This is a genomic window from Pseudomonas sp. 22526 (assembly GCF_052044735.1).
In the GTDB taxonomy this organism is placed as follows: Bacteria; Pseudomonadota; Gammaproteobacteria; order Pseudomonadales; family Pseudomonadaceae; genus Aquipseudomonas; species Aquipseudomonas piscium.
On record NZ_JBQENK010000010.1, the window covers coordinates 93871 to 112184 of the forward strand.

Below are 18314 nucleotides of genomic sequence, written 5' to 3' on the forward strand. Positions count from 1 at the left end.
TACTCGATAAGGCTGGATGAAAAAACGTTCAGGAAAAAGGTTTCATCGACTGCATTGTTATAATATAACATGGCGAATTGTTTCCAACGATGGACCTGCTCATGAATGCGTTGACTCTGCCGGATATCGCCGCGCAGGCCGCACGCCAGGCCCTGCCCCTTGAGTGGGTGGGCATGTGCGGCATTGCCTTACCTGTGTTGTTTGATGGCCAGCGGATTGGCGCAAAAGCGGATGCCGGCGTCAGCCTCGACGATGGCGAAGCACGCGGCATTCATATGTCGCGCCTGTATCTGGCGCTGGAAATGCTCGAACAGGAAAACCTCACCCCGGCCCTGATGCGCCAGGTACTGCAACGTTTTCTCGACAGCCACGACGGTCTGTCCAGCAGTGCCTACCTGCGAATTCACGCCGATCTGCTGCTGAAACGCCCGGCCTTGATCAGCCCATTGGCCGGCTGGAAAACCTATCCGGTGAGCATCGAAGCGCACCTGAAAAACGCAATGTTCCACGTGGAACTAAAAATCGAGGTGCCTTATTCCTCTACGTGCCCCTGCTCCGCCGCGCTTTCCAGGCAGCTGATTCAGCAGCAATTCATCGATGACTTCGCCAACCGGCCGCTGCAGCATGCCGACGTCCTGACCTGGCTCGGCTCTTCGAAAGGCATAGTCGCCACGCCTCACAGCCAGCGCAGCACCGCGCAATTGCAGCTGCGCCTGGACGACTTTCTCGACGAGTTACCACTGATGGCCGCGATCAACGACGCCGAAGCCGCCCTCGGCACCGCCGTGCAAACCGCGGTGAAACGCGCCGACGAGCAAGCCTTCGCCCTGGCCAACGGCCAGAACCTGATGTTCTGCGAAGATGCCGCGCGCCGCCTGAACCTGGCCTTGCAACGCTCGCCCGGCATTCGCGCCTTCCAGCTGCGCGTGGTTCATGCCGAAAGCCTGCACGCCCATGACGCCGTAGCGGAAAGCCGCTGGAACTGGGAGGCCGCATGATCAGCCTGCAATCACTGCGTTGGGGCGCCCCCGGCCAACCGCTGACGCCAGCCCTCGACCTCGAGCTGAAGCCAGGCAGCCTGACCGCCATCATCGGCGCCAACGGCTCGGGCAAAAGCAGCCTGCTGAAGGTCATTGCCGGCCTGCAAAAACCCTTGGCCGGGAAGATCAGATTGCAGGTTCCCCGACGTGGCGGCCTGTCCTTTCTGCCGCAGCAGCAATACCTGGACCGGCAGTTCCCCATCACCCTGCAAGAGCTGGTGGCCGCCGGTTTCTGGGGCGATCGGCAAAGCTCGCAACAGCGAGCCGAACGCTTGCAGCAGGTGCTCGAAGACTGGTGCCTTAGCGGCCTGGAACAACGCCCGCTGATGGCCTTGTCCGGCGGTGAATTGCAGCGTGCCCTGCTCGCCCGCCTGAGCCTCGCCGATGCCCCGCTGTTGTTGCTGGACGAACCCCACGCCGCCCTCGACGAACTGGGCCAGGCCCTGCTGTGGCAACACATCCACAGCTGGCAGCAGCAAGGCCGCACGCAAATCCTGGTCTGCCATGACCTCGCCGCCGTGCGCCAACACATCCCCCAGACGCTGGTGATCAAAGCCAGCGGCTGCCTGTTCGGCAGCAGCGAGGAACTGATCGTCCAGCCCCTGCGGATGCAGGTGGCCTGATGCTTATCGCCGCCCAGCTCTGGCAACCCTTCCACGAGTTCGTATTCATGCGCCGGGCGTTGCTCGGCGGCCTGGCGCTGGCGTGCAGCACCGCGCCGCTGGGGGTGTTTCTGATCCTGCGGCGCATGAGCCTGATTGGCGACGCGGTGGCCCACGGCATCCTCCCCGGCGCGGCGCTGGGCTTCTGGTTCGCCGGGCTGAGCCTGCCGGCGCTGACCCTCGGCGGCCTCGGTGCCGGCCTGGGCATGGCCGGCCTGGCCGCCTGGATTACCCGGCGCACCGGCTTGCGCGAAGACGCCAGCCTGGCCGCGATCTACCCGATTTCCCTGGCCAGCGGCGTGCTGATTCTCGGCCTCGCCGGCAAGCGCCTGGACCTGTTGCACCTGCTGTTCGGCTCGGCCCTGGCAGTGGATGGACCGACCCTCGATGGCATGCTCTGGGTCTCCGGGTTCAGCCTGGTAGCCATGGCGCTGATCTACAAAGCCCTGCTGCTGGACACCCTCGACCCACTGTTCCTCAACAGCGTCAGCCGCCTCGGCCCTCTCGCCCACGGCCTGTTCCTGACCCTGGTGGTGCTGAACCTGGTGATAGGTTTCCAGGCCATCGGCGCCTTGATGGTGGTCGGCCTGATGATGCTGCCGGCCGCCGCCTCGCGTTTCTGGAGCCGCCGCCTGCCGGTGCTGATCGGCATTGCCGCGGTGCTCGGCTGCCTCTCGGTGTGGCTCGGCCTGTTGCTGTCGTTCCACTACTCGCTGCCCAGCGGCCCGGCGATCGTCCTGGTGGCGGGCGGCCTGTACCTGCTGTCCGTGGTGTTCGGTCCGGTGCACGGCCTGCTACGCCGCCCGCCTTTGCTCACATCCCCATGAGGTGTTCCCCGATGCGCGCCCTACTCGTGCTCTTCAGTCTGTTGCTGCCGCTGTCGCTGTCGCCCGCCCAGGCCGCGGACAAACTCGCTGTGGTCACCAGCTTCAGCATCCTCGCCGACATCACCCGACAGGTCGGCGGCGAGCACATCCAGATCACCGACATGGTCGGCCCGGACGCCGACGCCCACACCTACGAACCGACACCGGACGATGCCAAGGCCTTGCTCAAGGCCCGGCTGATCATCAAGAACGGCCTGGGTTTCGAGCCCTGGTTGGATCGCCTGGTGGCCAGTACCGGCACCCAGGCTCCGGTGATCAGCGCCAGCCGCGGGGTGATCCCGCGCTCGCTGGATGAGGACGGCGAGACCATTCCCGACCCGCACGCCTGGCACAACCTGGCGAACGCCGAACTCTATGTGAGCAACATCACCAAGGCGCTGGTGGCCGCCGACCCGGCGAACAAAGCTGATTACGAACGCAACAGCCAGGCCTACCTGAAACGGATCTACGCGCTGCTGGCCGAGGCCAAGGCCAAGTTCGGCGCGCTGCCGCCAGGCAACCGCAAGATCGTCACCTCCCACGACGCCTTCGGTTACCTGGGCCAGGCCTACGGCATCGATTTCATGGCCCCGCAAGGCCTGTCCACCGAGCGCGAACCCTCGGCCGCCGAAGTCGCCGCGCTGATCACCCAGATCCGCAACGCCAAGGTCAAGGCGGTGTTCATGGAGAACATCAAGGACACGCGCCTGCTCAAGCAGATCGCCGACGAAAGCGGCGCCCATATCGGCGGCACCCTGTACTCCGACGCCATCGCCGCCAAGGGCCCGGCCAGCACCTTCACCGGGCTGTTCGAATACAACCTGAACACCCTGTACGACGCCCTGAGCCAGCCATGAACAAGCGCCCATCACTGTCGATGCTCGACCTGGAAAGCGCGCCCCTGGGCAGCCGTTGGCCGCTCACCGGCGTGCTCGATGCCCTGCCGTGGAACGCCGACGGCCTGATCGCCGCCATCGCCCAGCAGCACGACACCGGCGAGGTGCTGATGCTGGCCTGGATGAACCGCAAGGCGCTGGCCGAGACCCTGGCCAGCGGGCAGGTCTGCTACTGGTCGCGCTCGCGCCGGCAACTGTGGCGCAAGGGCGAAAGCTCGGGGCATCGCCAGCGTCTGCTCGAAGCGCGCCTGGACTGCGACGGTGACGCCGTTCTGCTGCTGGTGGATCAGCAAGGCCCGGCCTGCCACACCGGGCGCCCCAACTGTTTTTACAACGCCATTCGCGACGGCGCGGTGCAGGTCATCAGCACGCCGCTACAGGAAACCCCAGCATGATTCGCAAGAACCCTTCCGGCGATCTGCCGGTCATCGCCGAGTCGGCCTACGTCGACAAGACCGCCATCATCTGCGGCAAAGTGGTGATCGGCGAGAACGTCTTCGTCGGCCCCTACGCGGTGATCCGCGCCGACGAAGTCAACGAACAGGGCGCCATGGACCCGATCATCATCGGCGCCAATTCGAACATCCAGGACGGCGTGGTGATCCACTCCAAATCCGGCGCGGCGGTGACCATCGGCGAGTTCACCTCCATCGCCCACCGCTCCATCGTCCATGGCCCGTGCACGGTCGGCGACCGGGTATTCATCGGCTTCAACAGCGTGCTGTTCAACTGCGCGGTCGGCAACGGCAGCGTGGTGCGGCACAACTCGGTGGTCGATGGCCGCGACCTGCCGCAGGGCTTCTACGTGCCCTCCACCACCCGCATCGGGCCCAACACCGACCTCTCGCAGTTCCCGCCGGTCAGCGTCAGCGCCTCGGAGTTTTCCGAAGACGTGGCGCGCACCAACGTCGATCTGGTGCGCGGTTACAAAGCCCTGCAGAACGAGTTCTGAACATGAGCAGCGTGCTGATTCGCAATGCCCGGCTGGTCAATGAAGGACGCGAGTTCGACGCCGACCTGCTGGTAGACCATGGGCGCATCGTGAAGATCGCCAGCAGCATCGAAGGCGAGAATGCCCGCACCGAGATCGACGCCCAAGGCCAGTGGCTGGTGCCCGGAATGATCGACGACCAGGTGCATTTCCGCGATCCCGGCGCGCCGGAAAAAGGCAGCTTCTACAGCGAGTCGCGGGCGGCCGTGGCGGGTGGCATCACCAGTTTCATGGATATGCCCAACACCCAGCCCGCGACCCTGACCCTGGCCGCGCTGGAGGACAAGAAGCGCCGCGCGGCCATCCATTCGGTGGCCAACTACGGCTTTCACTTCGGCGTCAGCCGCGACAACCTCGACACTGTCGCCGCCCTCGACCCCTGCCTGGTGGCCGGGGTCAAGGTGTTCATGGGCGCCTCCACCGGCAACATGCTGGTGGACGATCCGCAGGTCCTGGAGCGGTTGTTCGCCGAGGTGCCGACCATTCTCCTGGCGCACTGCGAACACACGCCGAGCATCCAGGCCAACGAGCGGCGCATGCAGGAGCGTTTCGGCGAAGCGATTCCCGCCGTGGCCCACTCCCTGATACGCGATGCCGAAGCCTGCTACCGCTCCTCATCGCTGGCCGTGGATCTGGCCAAGCGGCATGGCACTCGCCTGCATGTCTTGCACCTGACCACTGCCCGCGAGCTGGCGCTGTTCGAAGACAAGCCGCTGGCGCAAAAACGCATCACTGCCGAGGTCTGCCTGCACCATCTGCTGTTCGACGACCGTGACTACGCGCGCCTCGGGCACCTGATCAAATGCAACCCAGCGATCAAGACCCGCGCCGACCGCGACGCCCTGCGCCAGGCCTTGCTCGGCAACCGCCTGGATGTGATCGGCAGCGATCACGCGCCGCATACCTGGGCGCAGAAACAGCTGCCCTACCGCCAAGCCCCTTCCGGCCTGCCGTTGGTGCAACACGCCCTGCCCGCCCTGCTGGAACTGGTGGCCGACGGCGTGCTGCCCATCACCACCCTGGTGGCGAAAACCAGCCACCGGGTCGCCGATCTGTTCGCCATTCCCGACCGTGGCTACCTGCGCGAAGGTTACTGGGCCGACCTGGCGCTGATCAGGCCCGAGCCCGAGGGCATCGCCGTGTCCCAGCAGCCGATCCTCGCCCAATGCGGCTGGACGCCCTTCGCCGAACGGCGTTTTCGCCACAGCGTCGCTACCACCCTGGTGTCGGGGCAACTGGCCTGGCACGCCGGGCGCCTGTACGACAACTGCCAGGGTCTGCCGCTGCGTTTTACCCGCTGACCCCTTTCCCCGAATCCCCCCTGAAACACCAAGGAACACCGATGATTCACATCACCCTGCCCGACGGCTCACAACGTGAGTACGACCAGCCGCTTTCCGTGTACGAGGTGGCCGCGAGCATCGGCCTCGGCCTGGCCAGGGCGGCCGTCGCCGGCCGGGTGAACGATCAACTGGTGGATTGCTCCTTTATGCTCGAGGCCGATGCCCGGGTCAGCATCGTCACCGCCCGCGAGCCCGAGGGCCTGGAGATCCTGCGCCACTCCTGCGCGCATCTGCTGGCCATGGCGGTGAAGGAGTTGTACCCCTCGGCCCAGGTCACCATCGGCCCGGTGATCGAGGACGGCTTCTTTTACGACTTCGCCTACGAACGGCCTTTCACCCCCGACGACCTGCAGCGTATCGAAGCGCGCATGACCCGCCTGGCCGCGACCAACCATGGGGTGCGCCGGCGCGAACTGTCCCGTGACGACGCCCTGGAATACTTCGGCAACCTCGGCGAGCACTACAAGGCCGAACTGATCCGCGACATCCCGCAAGACCAGGTGCTGTCGCTGTACCGCCAGGGCGATTTCGAAGACCTGTGCCGGGGCCCTCACGTGCCGTTCACTGGAATCCTCCAGGCGTTCAAGCTGACCAAGGTCGCCGGCGCCTACTGGCGCGGCGACGCCAACAACGCACCGCTGCAACGGATCTACGGCACCTGCTGGGCCACGCCGAAAGACCTCAGGGACTACCTGACCCGCCTGGAAGAAGCCGGCAAGCGCGACCACCGCAAGCTCGGGCAGCAACTGGACCTGTTCCACTTCGACGACTGCGCGCCGGGCTCGGTGTTCTGGCATGCCAAGGGCTGGACCCTGTTCCAGCAACTGATCGGCTACATGCGCCGGCGCCAAGACCAGGCCGGCTATCAGGAAGTGAACACCCCGGACGTGATGGACCGCGGCCTCTGGGAAACCTCCGGGCACTGGCAGAACTACCGCGACCACATGTTCAGCACCACCACCGAGGACCAGCGGGTGTTCGCCCTCAAGCCGATGAACTGCCCCGGCGCGGTGTCGATCTTCAGCCGTGGCCTGAAAAGCTACCGCGACCTGCCGCTGCGCATCGCTGAGTTCGGCAAGGTGCATCGCTACGAACCCTCAGGTGCGTTGCACGGGCTACTGCGGGTGCGTCACTTCACCCAGGACGACGCGCACATCTTCTGCACCCCGGCGCAGATGCAGGCGGAGTGCGAAAGCACCATCGCCCTGGTGTTCGACATCTATCGCGACTTCGGCTTCCACGACGTCGCGGTCAAGCTCTCCACCCGGCCGGCCCATCGCATCGGTAGCGACGCACTCTGGGACCAGCTGGAAGGCGCCTTGTCCGGCGCCCTGGAAACCATGGCGATCGACTACCGGATCAACCCCGGCGAAGGTGCGTTCTACGGCCCGAAACTGGAGTTCGTGCTGCGCGACGCCATCGGCCGCGACTGGCAATGCGGCACCTTGCAGGTCGACCTCAACCTGCCGGAACGTTTCGATATCAGCTACATCGACGAGCACGGCGAACGCCAGCGCCCGGTGATGCTGCATCGCGCGCTGTTCGGTTCCCTGGAGCGCTTTATCGGCATCCTCATCGAGCATTACAGCGGCGCCCTGCCGTACTGGCTGGCGCCGCAGCAGGCGGTGGTCATCACCATCAGCGAAGGCCAGGCGGACTACGCCCGGTCGGTGGCCGAGACTCTGCAGCGCCAGGGTCTGCGGGCCGGCGCCGACCTGCGCAACGAGAAGATCAGCTACAAGATCCGCGAGCACAGCCTGCAAAAGGTGCCGTACCTGCTGGTGGTGGGCGAGAAGGAAAAGGATGGGGGATTTGTCAGCTTGCGCAGCCGCCATGGCGAGGATTTGGGGCGGTGGGCAGTGAGCGAAGTGGCCGAGCGGATGCGCTCGGGGTTGTAGAGCCGGCGTCTGGACGGACGCTATCGCGGGCAAGCTCCGCTCCTACAGGGTTGCGAGCGTTCATGAAAGGTATGAACGATACGCGGATCTGTAGGAGCGAGCGGGCGGCGATCCGACTTGCCCGCGATGCTTTTAGGCCCTTGGTTTAACCGTCCCGCAATCCTGCCCCAGCCACACCGCGCGGGTGTCCATGCTGCCCTTCTGCTGGAAGCCGGTGGCATTGAAGGTGCCGCTGACGTTGGTGGTGAACTCACGGTCGCTGAGGAATTTCGCCACGCCCGAGCCCTGGGCTTTCGGGCAGCTGAAGCGGAATTTCCACTGGTTGGAGGTGCGGTCGGTGACCTCCTGGCGGCAGCCCGATTGCGGATCCTGCAGCGGAATGGTGTCGGACTTCACCTGCTCCGGCGTCAGGCACACGCGGATGCCCTTGCCGCCCATGGTCACGCCCTGCTTCTCCAACTGCGCCCGTTGCTCGGGCGTCAGCTGTTGTTGCAACTGGCCGAGAATCAACGACAGATCCGGCAGGCTCTGGTCATCGACTTTCATATTGCTGGTGGTCAGTTCCCACAGGCCCGGTTGCAGCATCTGGGCCTGCGCGGCCAGCGGAAGCGAGACAACGGCAGCCATGGCCAAACCCAGTAGACGAAGCTTCATCGAATGACTCCTAGACAGTAGTGGCCCGTTAGACGCTAAAAATGCTGCGGCGTTGCATGGCGAATTAATTAGCGACAATCGCCGTGGAACATGATCTGTTAGGCATTGAATCTTCAGGAGCAAGGCTGCCCCATGGATTATTTTGGCCCACATATCTTCGGCTATCTGATTGCCACGTTGCACTTTCTCGGCCTGATCGCCGCCATCCACGCGGTGTTGACCGTCAGGACCGCCCAAGGCGCCATTGCCTGGGCCCTGTCGCTGCTGTTCATGCCGTACCTGACCCTTGTTCCCTATCTGGTATTCGGCCGCAGCACCTTCGACGCCTATATCAAGGCCCGGCGCCAGGCCAACCTGGAAATGCGCAAGGCGATCAACGACCTGAACTGGCGCCCCTGGATCGAGGAAGCCCTGAGCGCCCGCGCCTCGGCCGCCTACACCTCGCTGCGGGCCATGCCCAAGCTGGGGCGCATGCCTTGCCTGGCCAGCAACCATGTACGGCTGCTGGTCAACGGCGATGCCACCTTCGCCGCAATTTTCGCCGCCATCGAACGCGCTCGCACGACGGTGCTGATCCAGTTCTTCATCATCCACGACGACGACCTTGGTCGGCGCCTGCAAAGCCTGCTGCTGAAAAAGGCCAGCGAAGGTGTGGCGATCCACCTGCTCTACGACCGCATCGGCAGCCATTCCCTGCCCCACTCCTATGTGCAGCCACTGCGCGATGCCGGCATCCAGGTGCATGCCTTCGCCACCCGCAGCGGCTGGCTCAACCGCTTCCAGATCAACTTCCGCAACCACCGCAAGATTGTGGTGGTGGATGGCCTGCTGGGGTTTGTCGGCGGGCATAACGTCGGCGACGAGTACCTGGGTAAAAAGCCGCCCCTGTCGCCTTGGCGCGACACTCATGTGTCCGTCAGTGGCCCGGTGGTGGCCTGCCTGCAAGAGTCTTTCGCCGAAGACTGGTTCTGGGCCTCACGGCAATTGCCGCCGCTGATCCTGCCCGACACCTACCCCGACGACGGCGTGCTGTGCCAGGTGCTGGCCAGCGGCCCGGCGGACCCTTATGAAACCTGCTCGCTGTTCTTCGTCGAAGCCATCCACGCGGCGACCGAACGGATATGGATCACCAGCCCCTATTTCGTCCCCGACGAAGCGGTGTTTTCCGCCATGCGCCTGGCCGTCCTGCGCGGGGTGGACGTGCGGATCCTGCTGCCGTCGCGCGCGGACCATCGGATCGTCTACGCCGCGTCCAGCCTGTACGCCTTTGAAGCAGTACGCGCCGGGGTGCGGGTGTTTCGTTACCAGCCAGGTTTCCTGCACCAGAAAGTGGTGCTGATCGACAGCGAAATCAGCGCGATCGGCAGCGCCAACCTGGACAACCGCTCGTTCCGTCTGAATTTCGAGGTGATGTTGCTGACGGTGGACAAAGCTTTCGCCAGCGAGGTGGAACAGATGCTCAACCTCGACTTCGAGCGCTCGCGCGAAATCGCCAAAGAAGAAAGCCGGGAAACCCACCGCCTGCAACAGCTTGGCATGCGGGTAGCCCGGCTTATTTCACCGATCCTTTAGAGTCGGTGTTTCACGAGTAATACAGGTCGTCACGGGTCCAAGGCAATTCATGACTGCCATCGGCGTGAGCCTTGACCGCGAGAATCTGGTGCAGGTTGATCCAGCCGCGGGCGAAGGCGTAGGCACAGCCAGCCAGGTACAGGCGCCAGATACGCAGGACCTGTTCCGGCACCAGCCGCGAGGCGGCTTCCAGATTGTCTTCCAAACGCTCGCTCCAGTGGTCCAGGGTACGGGCGTAATGCAGGCGCAGGCTTTCCACGTCGACGATCTCCAGCCCCGCTTCGCTGATCTCGGCCGAAATCATCGACAGGTGCGGCAGCTCGCCGTTGGGGAACACGTACTTCTCGATGAATTCGCCGGCGCCGCGGCCCACGGGACGTCCATCGGTGTGCTTGGCGGTGATCCCATGGTTCATCACCAGCCCGCCTTCGCGCACCGCGCCGAACAGCGTCTTGCAGTACTGCGCCAGGTTGGCGTGGCCCACGTGCTCGAACATGCCAACGCTCACCACCTTGTCGAAGCGGCCGTCCTGGGGCAGGTCGCGATAGTCCAGCAGTTGCAGTTCTACCTGGTCCTGCAGGCCTTCGGCGATCACCCGCTCCTTGGCCAGCGCCAGTTGTTCCTTGCTCAGGGTGATACCGAATACCTTGACCCCGAATTCCCGCGCCGCGTAACGCGCCAGCCCGCCCCAGCCACAACCGACGTCCAGCAGGTACTCGCCGGGCTGCAAGCGCAACTTGCGGCACAGATGACGGAATTTGGCTTGCTGGGCCTGTTCCAGGCTTTCACTGCCGGTCTCGAAATAGGCGCAGGAATAGGCCATGTCGCTGTCGAGCCACAGCTGGTAGAAGTCGTTGGAAAGGTCGTAGTGGTAGGAGATGGCGGCCGCATCGGTGGCCTTGTCGTGCTGGGAGCGTACTGGCAGCACTTGTTCATCGCCGTCCAGCAGCACCTGGGTCAGTTCGTCGCAAACCCGGATGACTTCGCTGATCGAGCCTTCCAGTTCAAGTTTGCCCTCGACGAACGCCGCCCCCAGCGCGTCGAGAGTGGGATGGGTGAGCTGGGTGACCAGTTGCGGGTCCTTGACCACAATGGTGACGCTGGGCGCCGGCCCCAGGTTGAATTCATGGCCGTCCCAGAGTCGCAGGCGTAGCGGTAGTTGCAGATTCTGTAAGGCCGGTGGAAGTTGCGCGAGCATGGATTATCCCCCCTTGTTTCAGACGTCTGAGTGAGGTTAGACCATACTGAAAAATTAGCAGGCTATCGATCTGATAGCTGAAATTCATCAGTGCCGGCATTGCAACAATCCATGCTGAACAGCCAGCCGACCGTCCCGGGAGCTGGGCCCTCTCCACAGAGGACCGCCAAGCAGGCACGCAGTTCGATCTGGTTTAATTCTAGCTCCAGACGCTCAAACCCGCGCTTCTCACCCTAGCCGCCGACACTCGCCCTTCTGTAGGAGCGAGCTTGCTCGCGATAGCCGCAAAGCGGCGCTCCATCAGCCCCGCTCTTTACAACTTGAGCAACGGTTCCTGAAAGCGCAACAAACGCCCGGCATTGCCCAGCACCAGCAAGGTGCTGAGGTTATGCAGCACCGCCGCGATCATCGCCCCCGCCGCGCCGAGCCAGCCGAACGCGGCGAAGGCGACGATGGCCAGGGTCCAGCCCAGGCCAATGATCACATTGACCTGCAGGGTCTGGCGGCACTGGCGGCTCAGGCGCACACAGGTGCCGAGACGCCGCAGGTCGCTGCCGATCAGCACGATATCGGCCGAGGCCAGGGCAATGTCCGCCCCGCCCGCGCCCATGGCCACGCCGACCACGCCAGCCTTGAGCGCCAGGGAATCGTTGATCCCGTCGCCCACCACCATAGGCCGGAAACCGCTGTCGATTTCCCCCAGCACGCGCTTGAGCTTGTCTTCCGGCAATGCCTGGGCTTCGACATCGCCGATGCCGATATCCCGCGCCAGGCTGTCGGCGACACTCTGGCGGTCGCCGGTCAGCAACAGCTGGCGGCCCAGCCCCAGTTCGCGCAGTTCGTCGAGGGCAAAACGCGCTTCCGGCTTGACGCTGTCGGCCAGCAACAGCCAGGCGAGAAATTCACCGTTCAGCGCCAGCCCGGCAATAGGTCCGTCATGTTCCGGAACCGCGGTGGTGACGATACCGAGCTGGCCGAACAACTCGGGACGCCCCAGGGCCGCTTCGCCCTGCTCGGTCTGCGCCACCACGCCGAGGCCCTGGCGCTCGCGAATATCCGACAACACCAGGAAATGCTCCTGGGTCACCAGGCCGGCCAGCGCGCGGCTGACCGGGTGACTGCTGGCTGAGCCCAGGCTGGCCGCCAGGTTCAACAAGGCCTGGCGGTCTTCCCGCGGGCTGTCGATGGATTGCAGGCGCAAGGTGCCGAACGTCAGGGTGCCGGTCTTGTCCACCACCAGCGAGGTCAGGTCCGCCAGCTCCTCGAGGAACGCCGAGCTGCGAATCAGGATGCCGTGACGCGCCGCCACGGCGATCCCGGCAATCGCCGTGGCCGGCGCGGACAGCACCAGGGCACAGGGACAGGCCGCCACCAGCACCGCGAGCATCGCCTGGGCATCGTTGGTGATGAACCAGGTCACCGCCGCCAGCAGCAACACCAGCACCATGTAGCTGCCGGCGTAACGTTCGAGCAAACGGGTGATCGGCGGCTTGGAACGCTCGGCGCTTTGCATCAGCGCGATGACCTTGCCCAGGGTCGATTCGTGGCCGGTGCGGGTCACTTCCAGGCGCAACAGGCCATCGAGGTTGATCGCCCCGCCGAATACCTGCATGCCGACATCAGCCTCCAGCGGCACCGACTCGCCAGTGATCGGCGCAGTGTCGAGACTGGCTTGCCCGGACAGCACCAAACCGTCGGCAGGCACCCGGTCGCCGGCGCGCACTTCGACGATATCGCCGGCCTTGAGCGTGGCGTTGTCCACCTCGCCAATGCTGCCGTCGGCCTGCACCAGTCGCGCATGGCTGCGGGTCAAACGACCCAGGGCATGAATGGCTTCCTGGGAACCGATGACGCTGCGCTCTTCCAACACGTGGCCGAAGATCATGATGATCGGCAACAGCGCCGCGGTCAGCAGGTCGCCGGTGGCCCAGGCGCCGAGCATGGCCAGGGCGATCAACTGGTCGGTGATGCCGTGCAGGCTCGGGTAACGCAGGCTGTACCAGGCCGAACGCATCACCGGCAGCGCCACCAGCAACGAAGCGAAACCCAGCAGCAGCTGGCTGACGCCGCTCTGCTCCGGGGCCAGCCAGCGCCAGACCAGGCCCAGGCCGAGCAGCCCCAAGGCCAGCATGGCCAGGGTCAGCTGGCGCGCGGCGCTGCGTTGTTCGGCAGAGGTGAGCATGCTCGCCGGCGCGGCGGCATGGGTGTGGGCAGTCATGGTTGGGCTCCCTGAATGATCAGGCGGGAATCGTCTTTGGGATTGACCGTGGTCACCGAGCCGGCCTGGCCGAGAATCTTCGGCAGGCGTTCGCGGTAGATGCGCAGGAGCATTTCCGGGTCGGTGCCATTGCGTTGCGCCTGGGCCAGGCTCTGGATAGTCGCGGTATCGGCCTGGGCCTTGGCCAGGCGTTCACCGGCCTGGGCGTGCGCCACCTGCAAGGTGCGGTCGGCCTGTTCGTTGGCGGTTTGCGTGAGCTTTTCGGCTTCGGTGCGGGCGTTGGCCACCGCCTTGTCGGCCTGCTGGCTGGCAGTCAGCACCGCGTTGAAGGCGCTGACCGCCGGCCCCGGCAAGCTGGACTGGACATCGACCCGGGTCACTTCGATACCTATCCCCTGCCCGGTCGCCGCCAGATCCGCCAGCCGCTGGTTGATGCCTTGCACCAGATCGCCGCGCAGCCGTTCGCGACGCTCGGCGGCCTGATTGTCGGCCCCGATCAGTTCCGGACGCGCCACCAAAATGGTGTCGAGATCGCGGGCGGCGGTCAGGGCCAGGGCGCTGCGGGTCACCAGCCGATCCAGCGCCGGCAACACATGCTCACCCTGCAACACGAAGGCATAAGGCTCGGTAACCTTGTAGAACACCCGCACATCCAGCTGCACCACCCCGGCGTCGCCGGTCAGCAGGTAACCGGAACCGGCCAGGGCATCGCTCAGGGGCACGGCGAAACTCGCCACCTTGTCACCCTTCAAGGCCGCGTCGGAACGCAGCAGGCTTTCCACCCGCCGCTCGATCACCCGGTCCGCGGCAGGCAACAGCACCACCTGTTCGAAGGGTTGCGGCCAGGCCAGTAACAGGCCGGCGTTCTGGATCCGGTCCAGGGCGCCAAAATGCAGAACCACCGCGCGATTCTGTGGATCGATCTGCCGCACATTGGAAAACGCCCAGGCCAAGGCTGCCAGCACGGTCACCGCATACAGGGCGAGAAACGCCAGGCGCCCGGCCTGAATCCATGGGCTGCCAAGTTCATGTGTTCCACGTGGAACCAAACTCATGGTTGCGACCCGGCGGCTTTATTACCGAGGGTTGGCGGCCCGTCCACCAGCACCCGGAATGGTGCGGCATCGGTACGCAGAATCAGCTTGGTGCCTGGGGTCACCACGGTGCCCAAGGTGTCCAGCGAACGCAGCAGGTTGTACAGCTGCGGCGAACCGGCGTAGGCACGGCCGTAGATCTCCGCCGCCTGCACCCGGGATTGGGCTTCGATATCCGCGGCTTTCACCGTGGCGTCGGCCTGGACGATGCGCGCATCGCGCTCGGCGGCGGAACGGATTTGCGCCGCTTCGCGCTTACCGATGGCCGTGCGTTCGGTGGCGATGGTTTCACGCTCGGCACGCATGCGGTCGACGGTGGCGGTCAGGGTTACCGAGGGCAGGGTCAGGCGTTCCACGCCGACTTGCAGCACGCGCACGCCATAGGTGCTCAGCAACTGCTGTTCGATCTGTTTACGCAACTGGGCTTCGAAGTCGGCGATGCGCACCTTGCTCGCGTCGGTGTTCACCAGATTGGCCAGGTCGAAACTGCTGGCGGTGGTTTCCAGGGCCGAGCCGACAAAGGTGCGGATCTGCCGCGCCGCTTCGTCCGGCTGGTTCTGCACCGCGCGCATAAAGCGTTTCACGTTGTCCGGATCGCCCTGCACCTGCCACGCCACATAGGCCTGGACGATGATGCGCAAACCGTCGCGGGTACCGACATCCTGCAAGCCACTGGACGTGGTGCGCAGGCGCAGGTCCACCGGGATCGCCGCCTCGAAGGGTGCCGGCCAGCGCCAACCGAGGCCCGGCTCCAGCAGCACCCGCGCCGGGTTGCCGAAACGGGTAATCACCGTGGCCTCTCCGGAGCGCACTTGCACCAGGCTCGCCGCGGCAACGGCGAACAGCACCAGCAACAGCGCCCAGGCCATGCGCCGCCAGGGAAAGGGCCCCGCCTCTTCCGGCGCGCCGTGGTGATGATGGTGCCCGTGATGGTGATGGCCGCCATGGCCGTGATCGTGGCCGGCGTGATCCTGATGATCGTGGGAATGGGACTGGCTCAATGGACGGCTCCTGGCTGAGCGGTGTTACCCGGCACCGAAGGCTCGGTCGGCAAAGTGAATGTACGCAGGTCGAGGGTCGGTGCGCTGGCGCCGCCCAGGCGATGATCGAGCACCAGCAACTTGGCGTTGCGCAGGCCCTGGCTCAGCTGGCTCAGATACTGCTCCAGCACGAACGCCTGGCCGGCGCTGGCATAGGCCTTTTGCTCGGCGCTGAAACGCAGGTCGGCCGCTTGCGCCGTGGCTTGCACTTCATGGGCCGTGGCTGTGGCCTGATCGCGGGCGATGCTGGCCTGCAACTGCGCCTGATTGGTCTGTTCGCTGGCCGCGCCGCGCTCGCGGGAAATCAGCGCCTGGGCGCCGATCTGCGCGGCCTGGACGCCGTGATAGGCATTGGCGGCGCCCGCCGGCGGGTGAATGGCCTCTACCACGGTGGCGAGAATCTCCACCCCGCTGTCGAGTTTCTCCAGGTCGGCCTGCACCGCGCGGCCGATGTCCTCGGCCAGGCTGGTACGGTCTTCGCCCAGCAGACCATCGAGGGTGCGCGAGGCAAAGTCATGGACCAGGATGCGGCTGGCGGTGCTGCGGATCAGCATTGGAATGTCGGCGCTGTTGTAGGTCGCCGCCAGCGCCGCCTGATCGCTCAGACCGATGCGATAGACGAAGCGCACGTCCATGTTGACGATCTGGAAGCTCTGCTTGTCGGCACTGCCGCTGGCGATCACCTGGGACTTGTCGTTCACATGGCTGGCGTCCCACAAGCGGTTGGCCACCAGCGGTGGCGGCCCTTCGGCAGATGCCGGCTCGATCACTGTAGGCGCCTCGCCGACACTGGTGGCCAATTCATGCACCACGCCGTTCTCGACACTCAGCACCCGGCCCAGCGGCCACGGCAGACCCGCGTGCAAACCCGGACCAAAGACCGCCACCGGCTTGCCGAAACGTTCGTAGATGCCCCGCCCTTGCAACGGCACTTCATGCAGGCCGGTGAGCAGCCAGCCCACCCCGAGCACCACCAGCAGCACCGGCAGGAACGCCCGGCGCATATAAGTGAAGGCCCAGATCTGCCGCAGGTCGATGCCGAAGCGGTTGTGCAGTTCGTGCTGCAAGGCCAGCAAAGGCTGCGGCGGCCAGCGCAACAGATCGGCGACCACGCTGTGGGCCAGCATGCGCGGCTCCAGTTGCTCGCGACGCGGGCTGAACAACGACAGCACCGCGCGCAGCAGGAACTCCAGGGCCACCAGCGCCGGCAATACGCCGATCAGCACGCCCAGGCGCACCGGCCAGATCGCCGTATCGCTGCTGAACAACAGGCACAGCGCCGCCAGCACCAGGCTGATGATCGCCACCCGCGCCAACTGCGCCAGCGCCGCGGCCTCCGGCCATTCGCCGGGGTGTTCCTGGCTCAGTTGGCGCTCGAACACCAGCAAGCCGAAGGCCAGCAACAACGCCAGCACCGTGCCGACATTGCCCGCCAGGCCCAGGGCCGCGGCGGGCAGGCTCAGGTTCCACGCCTGCTCGATCACCACCAGCACCAGCAAGGCCCAGCCGGCGAGCCACAAGGTCGGCGCGCCGATCTGCGCGAGCAACCCGGACCAACGCTGGCTGATGCCGTCCAGCAGGCGTTCATACCAGCCGTCATCGGGCAAGGGTTCATCCACAACCGGCTCCGGGCTCGGCGCCACATCTGGAGCCCGCAATACAGCCGCGCGCCAGGCGCTGACCCAGCCCGCCGCCTGCAGGCCGCCGACCAGCACCAGCAAAGCCGCGGCCAGATTGACCAGCAACACCGGCCATAGGGATTGCGGGGCAAACAGCTCGACGAAAAACGCCAACGCCAGCCCCACCCCGGCCAGCCCCGCCAGCCCGATGCCCCAACGCTTCAGACGGCGTTCGTGAAAGGCCGCCCGCTGAAACCTCGGCAAGGCTTCGACCCCCGCCCCTTCAGTCTCAAGATCGACTTGCATACCACCCCAACGCTGGTCGTTAACCCGTTCCGGCCTGTGGATAACTCTCCTGCAAGCCGCCGTACATGTCACAAATCGTTACGATATAACGATAGTAGTGAAATTTTCGTCGCTTACCTATGCCTTTATTTGCCATGGGCGCGTCACAAAGCCAGGGAAAACCGCTGCTGCGCTGATGCCAGCCCGCGAGATCTATGGCCATAATCCGTGGCCCACTTTGTGACAAGGAACCGTCCAGCCATGCTCTCCATCTACCAGCTCAAACCGCGCTTCCAGAACCTGCTGCGGCCCTGGGTCCAGCGCCTGTACGATAACGGCACCACGGCCAACCAGATCACCGTGCTGGCGGGGGTGATTTCGGTGCTGGTGGGGGCCCTGATCGGCAGTTTCGCCAGCCACCTCTGGCTGTTCATCCTGATCCCGCTGTGGATGATCCTGCGCATGGCGCTGAACGCCATCGACGGCATGCTGGCCCGGGAATTCGGCCAGCAATCGCGCCTGGGCGCCTACCTCAATGAATTGTGCGACGTGATTGCCGACAGCGCGCTGATCCTGCCTTTCGCGCTGATTGCCGGCGTCAGCCTGCCGCTGGTCCTGCTGGTGACGCTGCTGGCGCTGTTCAGCGAGTACGCCGGCGTGCTCGGGCCGATGATCGGCGCCTCGCGCCGCTACGACGGCCCCATGGGCAAAAGCGACCGGGCGTTCGTGCTCGGCGTGCTGGCCACCGGCATCGCCCTGGGCTGGCTCAGCGCCGCCTGGATCAATGGCGTGCTGGCAGTGGTCGCCGCGTTGTTGGTCTACACCTTGATCAACCGGGTTCGCCAGGGCCTGCTCGAAGTACAGAAACACGAAGTACAGAAACAGGACGCACAACAACAAGAAGTGCAGCAAAACGCCCCCTCAGAATAAGGAAGTTG

General features: G+C 65.0%; 16 protein-coding genes. 10 read left to right on the forward strand and 6 right to left on the reverse strand.

What is annotated here, in order from left to right; translation table 11 throughout:
- Positions 1-101: 101 nt before the first annotated feature.
- From folE2 to thrS, 8 genes are read left to right on the forward strand one after another with little or no spacing between them, the layout of a single operon-like run.
- Positions 102-998, forward strand: a complete 897-nt coding sequence (folE2, locus tag ACTJKT_RS16895; protein ID WP_440787846.1) for a GTP cyclohydrolase FolE2 — start codon at positions 102-104, stop codon at positions 996-998.
- Positions 995-1663 carry a metal ABC transporter ATP-binding protein gene (locus tag ACTJKT_RS16900; RefSeq protein ID WP_307949376.1) on the forward strand — a complete coding sequence of 223 codons (669 nt, stop codon included), beginning with the start codon at positions 995-997 and terminating at the stop codon, positions 1661-1663. The genes folE2 and ACTJKT_RS16900 overlap by 4 nt, the downstream gene beginning before the upstream one ends.
- Positions 1663-2529, forward strand: a complete 867-nt coding sequence (locus ACTJKT_RS16905) for a metal ABC transporter permease (protein WP_440787847.1) — start codon at positions 1663-1665, stop codon at positions 2527-2529. Before ACTJKT_RS16900 ends, ACTJKT_RS16905 begins: the two co-directional genes overlap by 1 nt.
- An 11-nt stretch (positions 2530-2540) precedes the next feature.
- Positions 2541-3425 (forward strand): metal ABC transporter substrate-binding protein, encoded by an 885-nt coding sequence (locus ACTJKT_RS16910; protein WP_440787848.1) that lies wholly within the window; start codon positions 2541-2543, stop codon positions 3423-3425.
- The gene (gene hisI / locus ACTJKT_RS16915; protein ID WP_440787849.1) at positions 3422-3859 is read left to right on the forward strand and encodes a phosphoribosyl-AMP cyclohydrolase; all 438 of its coding nucleotides are present in this window, start codon (positions 3422-3424) and stop codon (positions 3857-3859) included. The genes ACTJKT_RS16910 and hisI overlap by 4 nt, the downstream gene beginning before the upstream one ends.
- The gene (locus ACTJKT_RS16920) at positions 3856-4416 is read left to right on the forward strand and encodes a gamma carbonic anhydrase family protein (protein ID WP_440787850.1); all 561 of its coding nucleotides are present in this window, start codon (positions 3856-3858) and stop codon (positions 4414-4416) included. The genes hisI and ACTJKT_RS16920 overlap by 4 nt, the downstream gene beginning before the upstream one ends.
- Before the next feature lie 2 nt (positions 4417-4418).
- Positions 4419-5756, forward strand: a complete 1338-nt coding sequence (locus ACTJKT_RS16925; RefSeq protein WP_440787851.1) for a dihydroorotase — start codon at positions 4419-4421, stop codon at positions 5754-5756.
- A 41-nt stretch (positions 5757-5797) separates the two neighbouring features.
- A complete protein-coding gene (thrS, locus tag ACTJKT_RS16930) occupies positions 5798-7696 on the forward strand; it encodes a threonine--tRNA ligase (protein WP_440787852.1) in 1899 nt (632 codons plus the stop codon).
- Between the two features lie 132 nt (positions 7697-7828).
- Here the strand turns inward: thrS and ACTJKT_RS16935 are convergent, their stop codons facing one another.
- The gene (locus ACTJKT_RS16935; protein WP_025806930.1) at positions 7829-8350 is read right to left on the reverse strand and encodes a DUF3617 domain-containing protein; all 522 of its coding nucleotides are present in this window, start codon (positions 8348-8350) and stop codon (positions 7829-7831) included.
- Between the two features lie 132 nt (positions 8351-8482).
- Here ACTJKT_RS16935 and cls point away from each other — a divergent pair, with 132 nt between their 5' ends.
- A complete protein-coding gene (gene cls, locus ACTJKT_RS16940) occupies positions 8483-9922 on the forward strand; it encodes a cardiolipin synthase (protein ID WP_440787853.1) in 1440 nt (479 codons plus the stop codon).
- A gap of 10 nt (positions 9923-9932) precedes the next feature.
- Here the strand turns inward: cls and cfaB are convergent, their stop codons facing one another.
- The 5 genes from cfaB to ACTJKT_RS16965 all read right to left on the reverse strand — a co-directional run bounded on the left by cfaB (position 9933) and on the right by ACTJKT_RS16965 (position 17397).
- A complete protein-coding gene (gene cfaB, locus ACTJKT_RS16945; protein WP_025806928.1) occupies positions 9933-11120 on the reverse strand; it encodes a C17 cyclopropane fatty acid synthase CfaB in 1188 nt (395 codons plus the stop codon).
- 313 nt (positions 11121-11433) lie between these two features.
- Complete coding sequence (locus ACTJKT_RS16950) at positions 11434-13338, reverse strand: cation-translocating P-type ATPase (protein ID WP_440787855.1); 1905 nt, start codon at positions 13336-13338, stop codon at positions 11434-11436.
- Positions 13335-14393: a protease modulator HflK gene (hflK, locus tag ACTJKT_RS16955; protein ID WP_123412955.1), complete on the reverse strand. Its 1059-nt coding sequence runs from the start codon at positions 14391-14393 to the stop codon at positions 13335-13337. Before hflK ends, ACTJKT_RS16950 begins: the two co-directional genes overlap by 4 nt.
- Positions 14390-15433: a protease modulator HflC gene (gene hflC / locus ACTJKT_RS16960; protein WP_028683618.1), complete on the reverse strand. Its 1044-nt coding sequence runs from the start codon at positions 15431-15433 to the stop codon at positions 14390-14392. The genes hflK and hflC overlap by 4 nt, the downstream gene beginning before the upstream one ends.
- Complete coding sequence (locus tag ACTJKT_RS16965; protein ID WP_440787857.1) at positions 15430-17397, reverse strand: SPFH domain-containing protein; 1968 nt, start codon at positions 17395-17397, stop codon at positions 15430-15432. The genes hflC and ACTJKT_RS16965 overlap by 4 nt, the downstream gene beginning before the upstream one ends.
- Positions 17398-17637: 240 nt before the next feature.
- Here ACTJKT_RS16965 and ACTJKT_RS16970 point away from each other — a divergent pair, with 240 nt between their 5' ends.
- Positions 17638-18306, forward strand: a complete 669-nt coding sequence (locus ACTJKT_RS16970; protein ID WP_440787858.1) for a CDP-alcohol phosphatidyltransferase family protein — start codon at positions 17638-17640, stop codon at positions 18304-18306.
- The last annotated feature ends 8 nt before the right edge of the window (positions 18307-18314 follow it).

Bases quoted from the DNA above. Each gene is read 5' to 3' on its own strand.
- thrS (WP_440787852.1), top strand. From the start codon at position 5,798: ATGATTCACATCACCCTGCCCGACGGCTCACAACGTGAGTACGACCAG.
- ACTJKT_RS16900 (WP_307949376.1), top strand. From the start codon at position 995: ATGATCAGCCTGCAATCACTGCGTTGGGGCGCCCCCGGCCAACCGCTG.
- hisI (WP_440787849.1), top strand. From the start codon at position 3,422: ATGAACAAGCGCCCATCACTGTCGATGCTCGACCTGGAAAGCGCGCCC.
- hflK (WP_123412955.1), bottom strand. From the start codon at position 14,393: ATGAGTTTGGTTCCACGTGGAACACATGAACTTGGCAGCCCATGGATT.
- ACTJKT_RS16905 (WP_440787847.1), top strand. From the start codon at position 1,663: ATGCTTATCGCCGCCCAGCTCTGGCAACCCTTCCACGAGTTCGTATTC.
- ACTJKT_RS16970 (WP_440787858.1), top strand. From the start codon at position 17,638: ATGCTCTCCATCTACCAGCTCAAACCGCGCTTCCAGAACCTGCTGCGG.
- ACTJKT_RS16935 (WP_025806930.1), bottom strand. From the start codon at position 8,350: ATGAAGCTTCGTCTACTGGGTTTGGCCATGGCTGCCGTTGTCTCGCTT.
- ACTJKT_RS16965 (WP_440787857.1), bottom strand. From the start codon at position 17,397: ATGCAAGTCGATCTTGAGACTGAAGGGGCGGGGGTCGAAGCCTTGCCG.
- ACTJKT_RS16910 (WP_440787848.1), top strand. From the start codon at position 2,541: ATGCGCGCCCTACTCGTGCTCTTCAGTCTGTTGCTGCCGCTGTCGCTG.
- ACTJKT_RS16920 (WP_440787850.1), top strand. From the start codon at position 3,856: ATGATTCGCAAGAACCCTTCCGGCGATCTGCCGGTCATCGCCGAGTCG.
- ACTJKT_RS16925 (WP_440787851.1), top strand. From the start codon at position 4,419: ATGAGCAGCGTGCTGATTCGCAATGCCCGGCTGGTCAATGAAGGACGC.
- folE2 (WP_440787846.1), top strand. From the start codon at position 102: ATGAATGCGTTGACTCTGCCGGATATCGCCGCGCAGGCCGCACGCCAG.
- ACTJKT_RS16950 (WP_440787855.1), bottom strand. From the start codon at position 13,338: ATGACTGCCCACACCCATGCCGCCGCGCCGGCGAGCATGCTCACCTCT.
- cls (WP_440787853.1), top strand. From the start codon at position 8,483: ATGGATTATTTTGGCCCACATATCTTCGGCTATCTGATTGCCACGTTG.
- cfaB (WP_025806928.1), bottom strand. From the start codon at position 11,120: ATGCTCGCGCAACTTCCACCGGCCTTACAGAATCTGCAACTACCGCTA.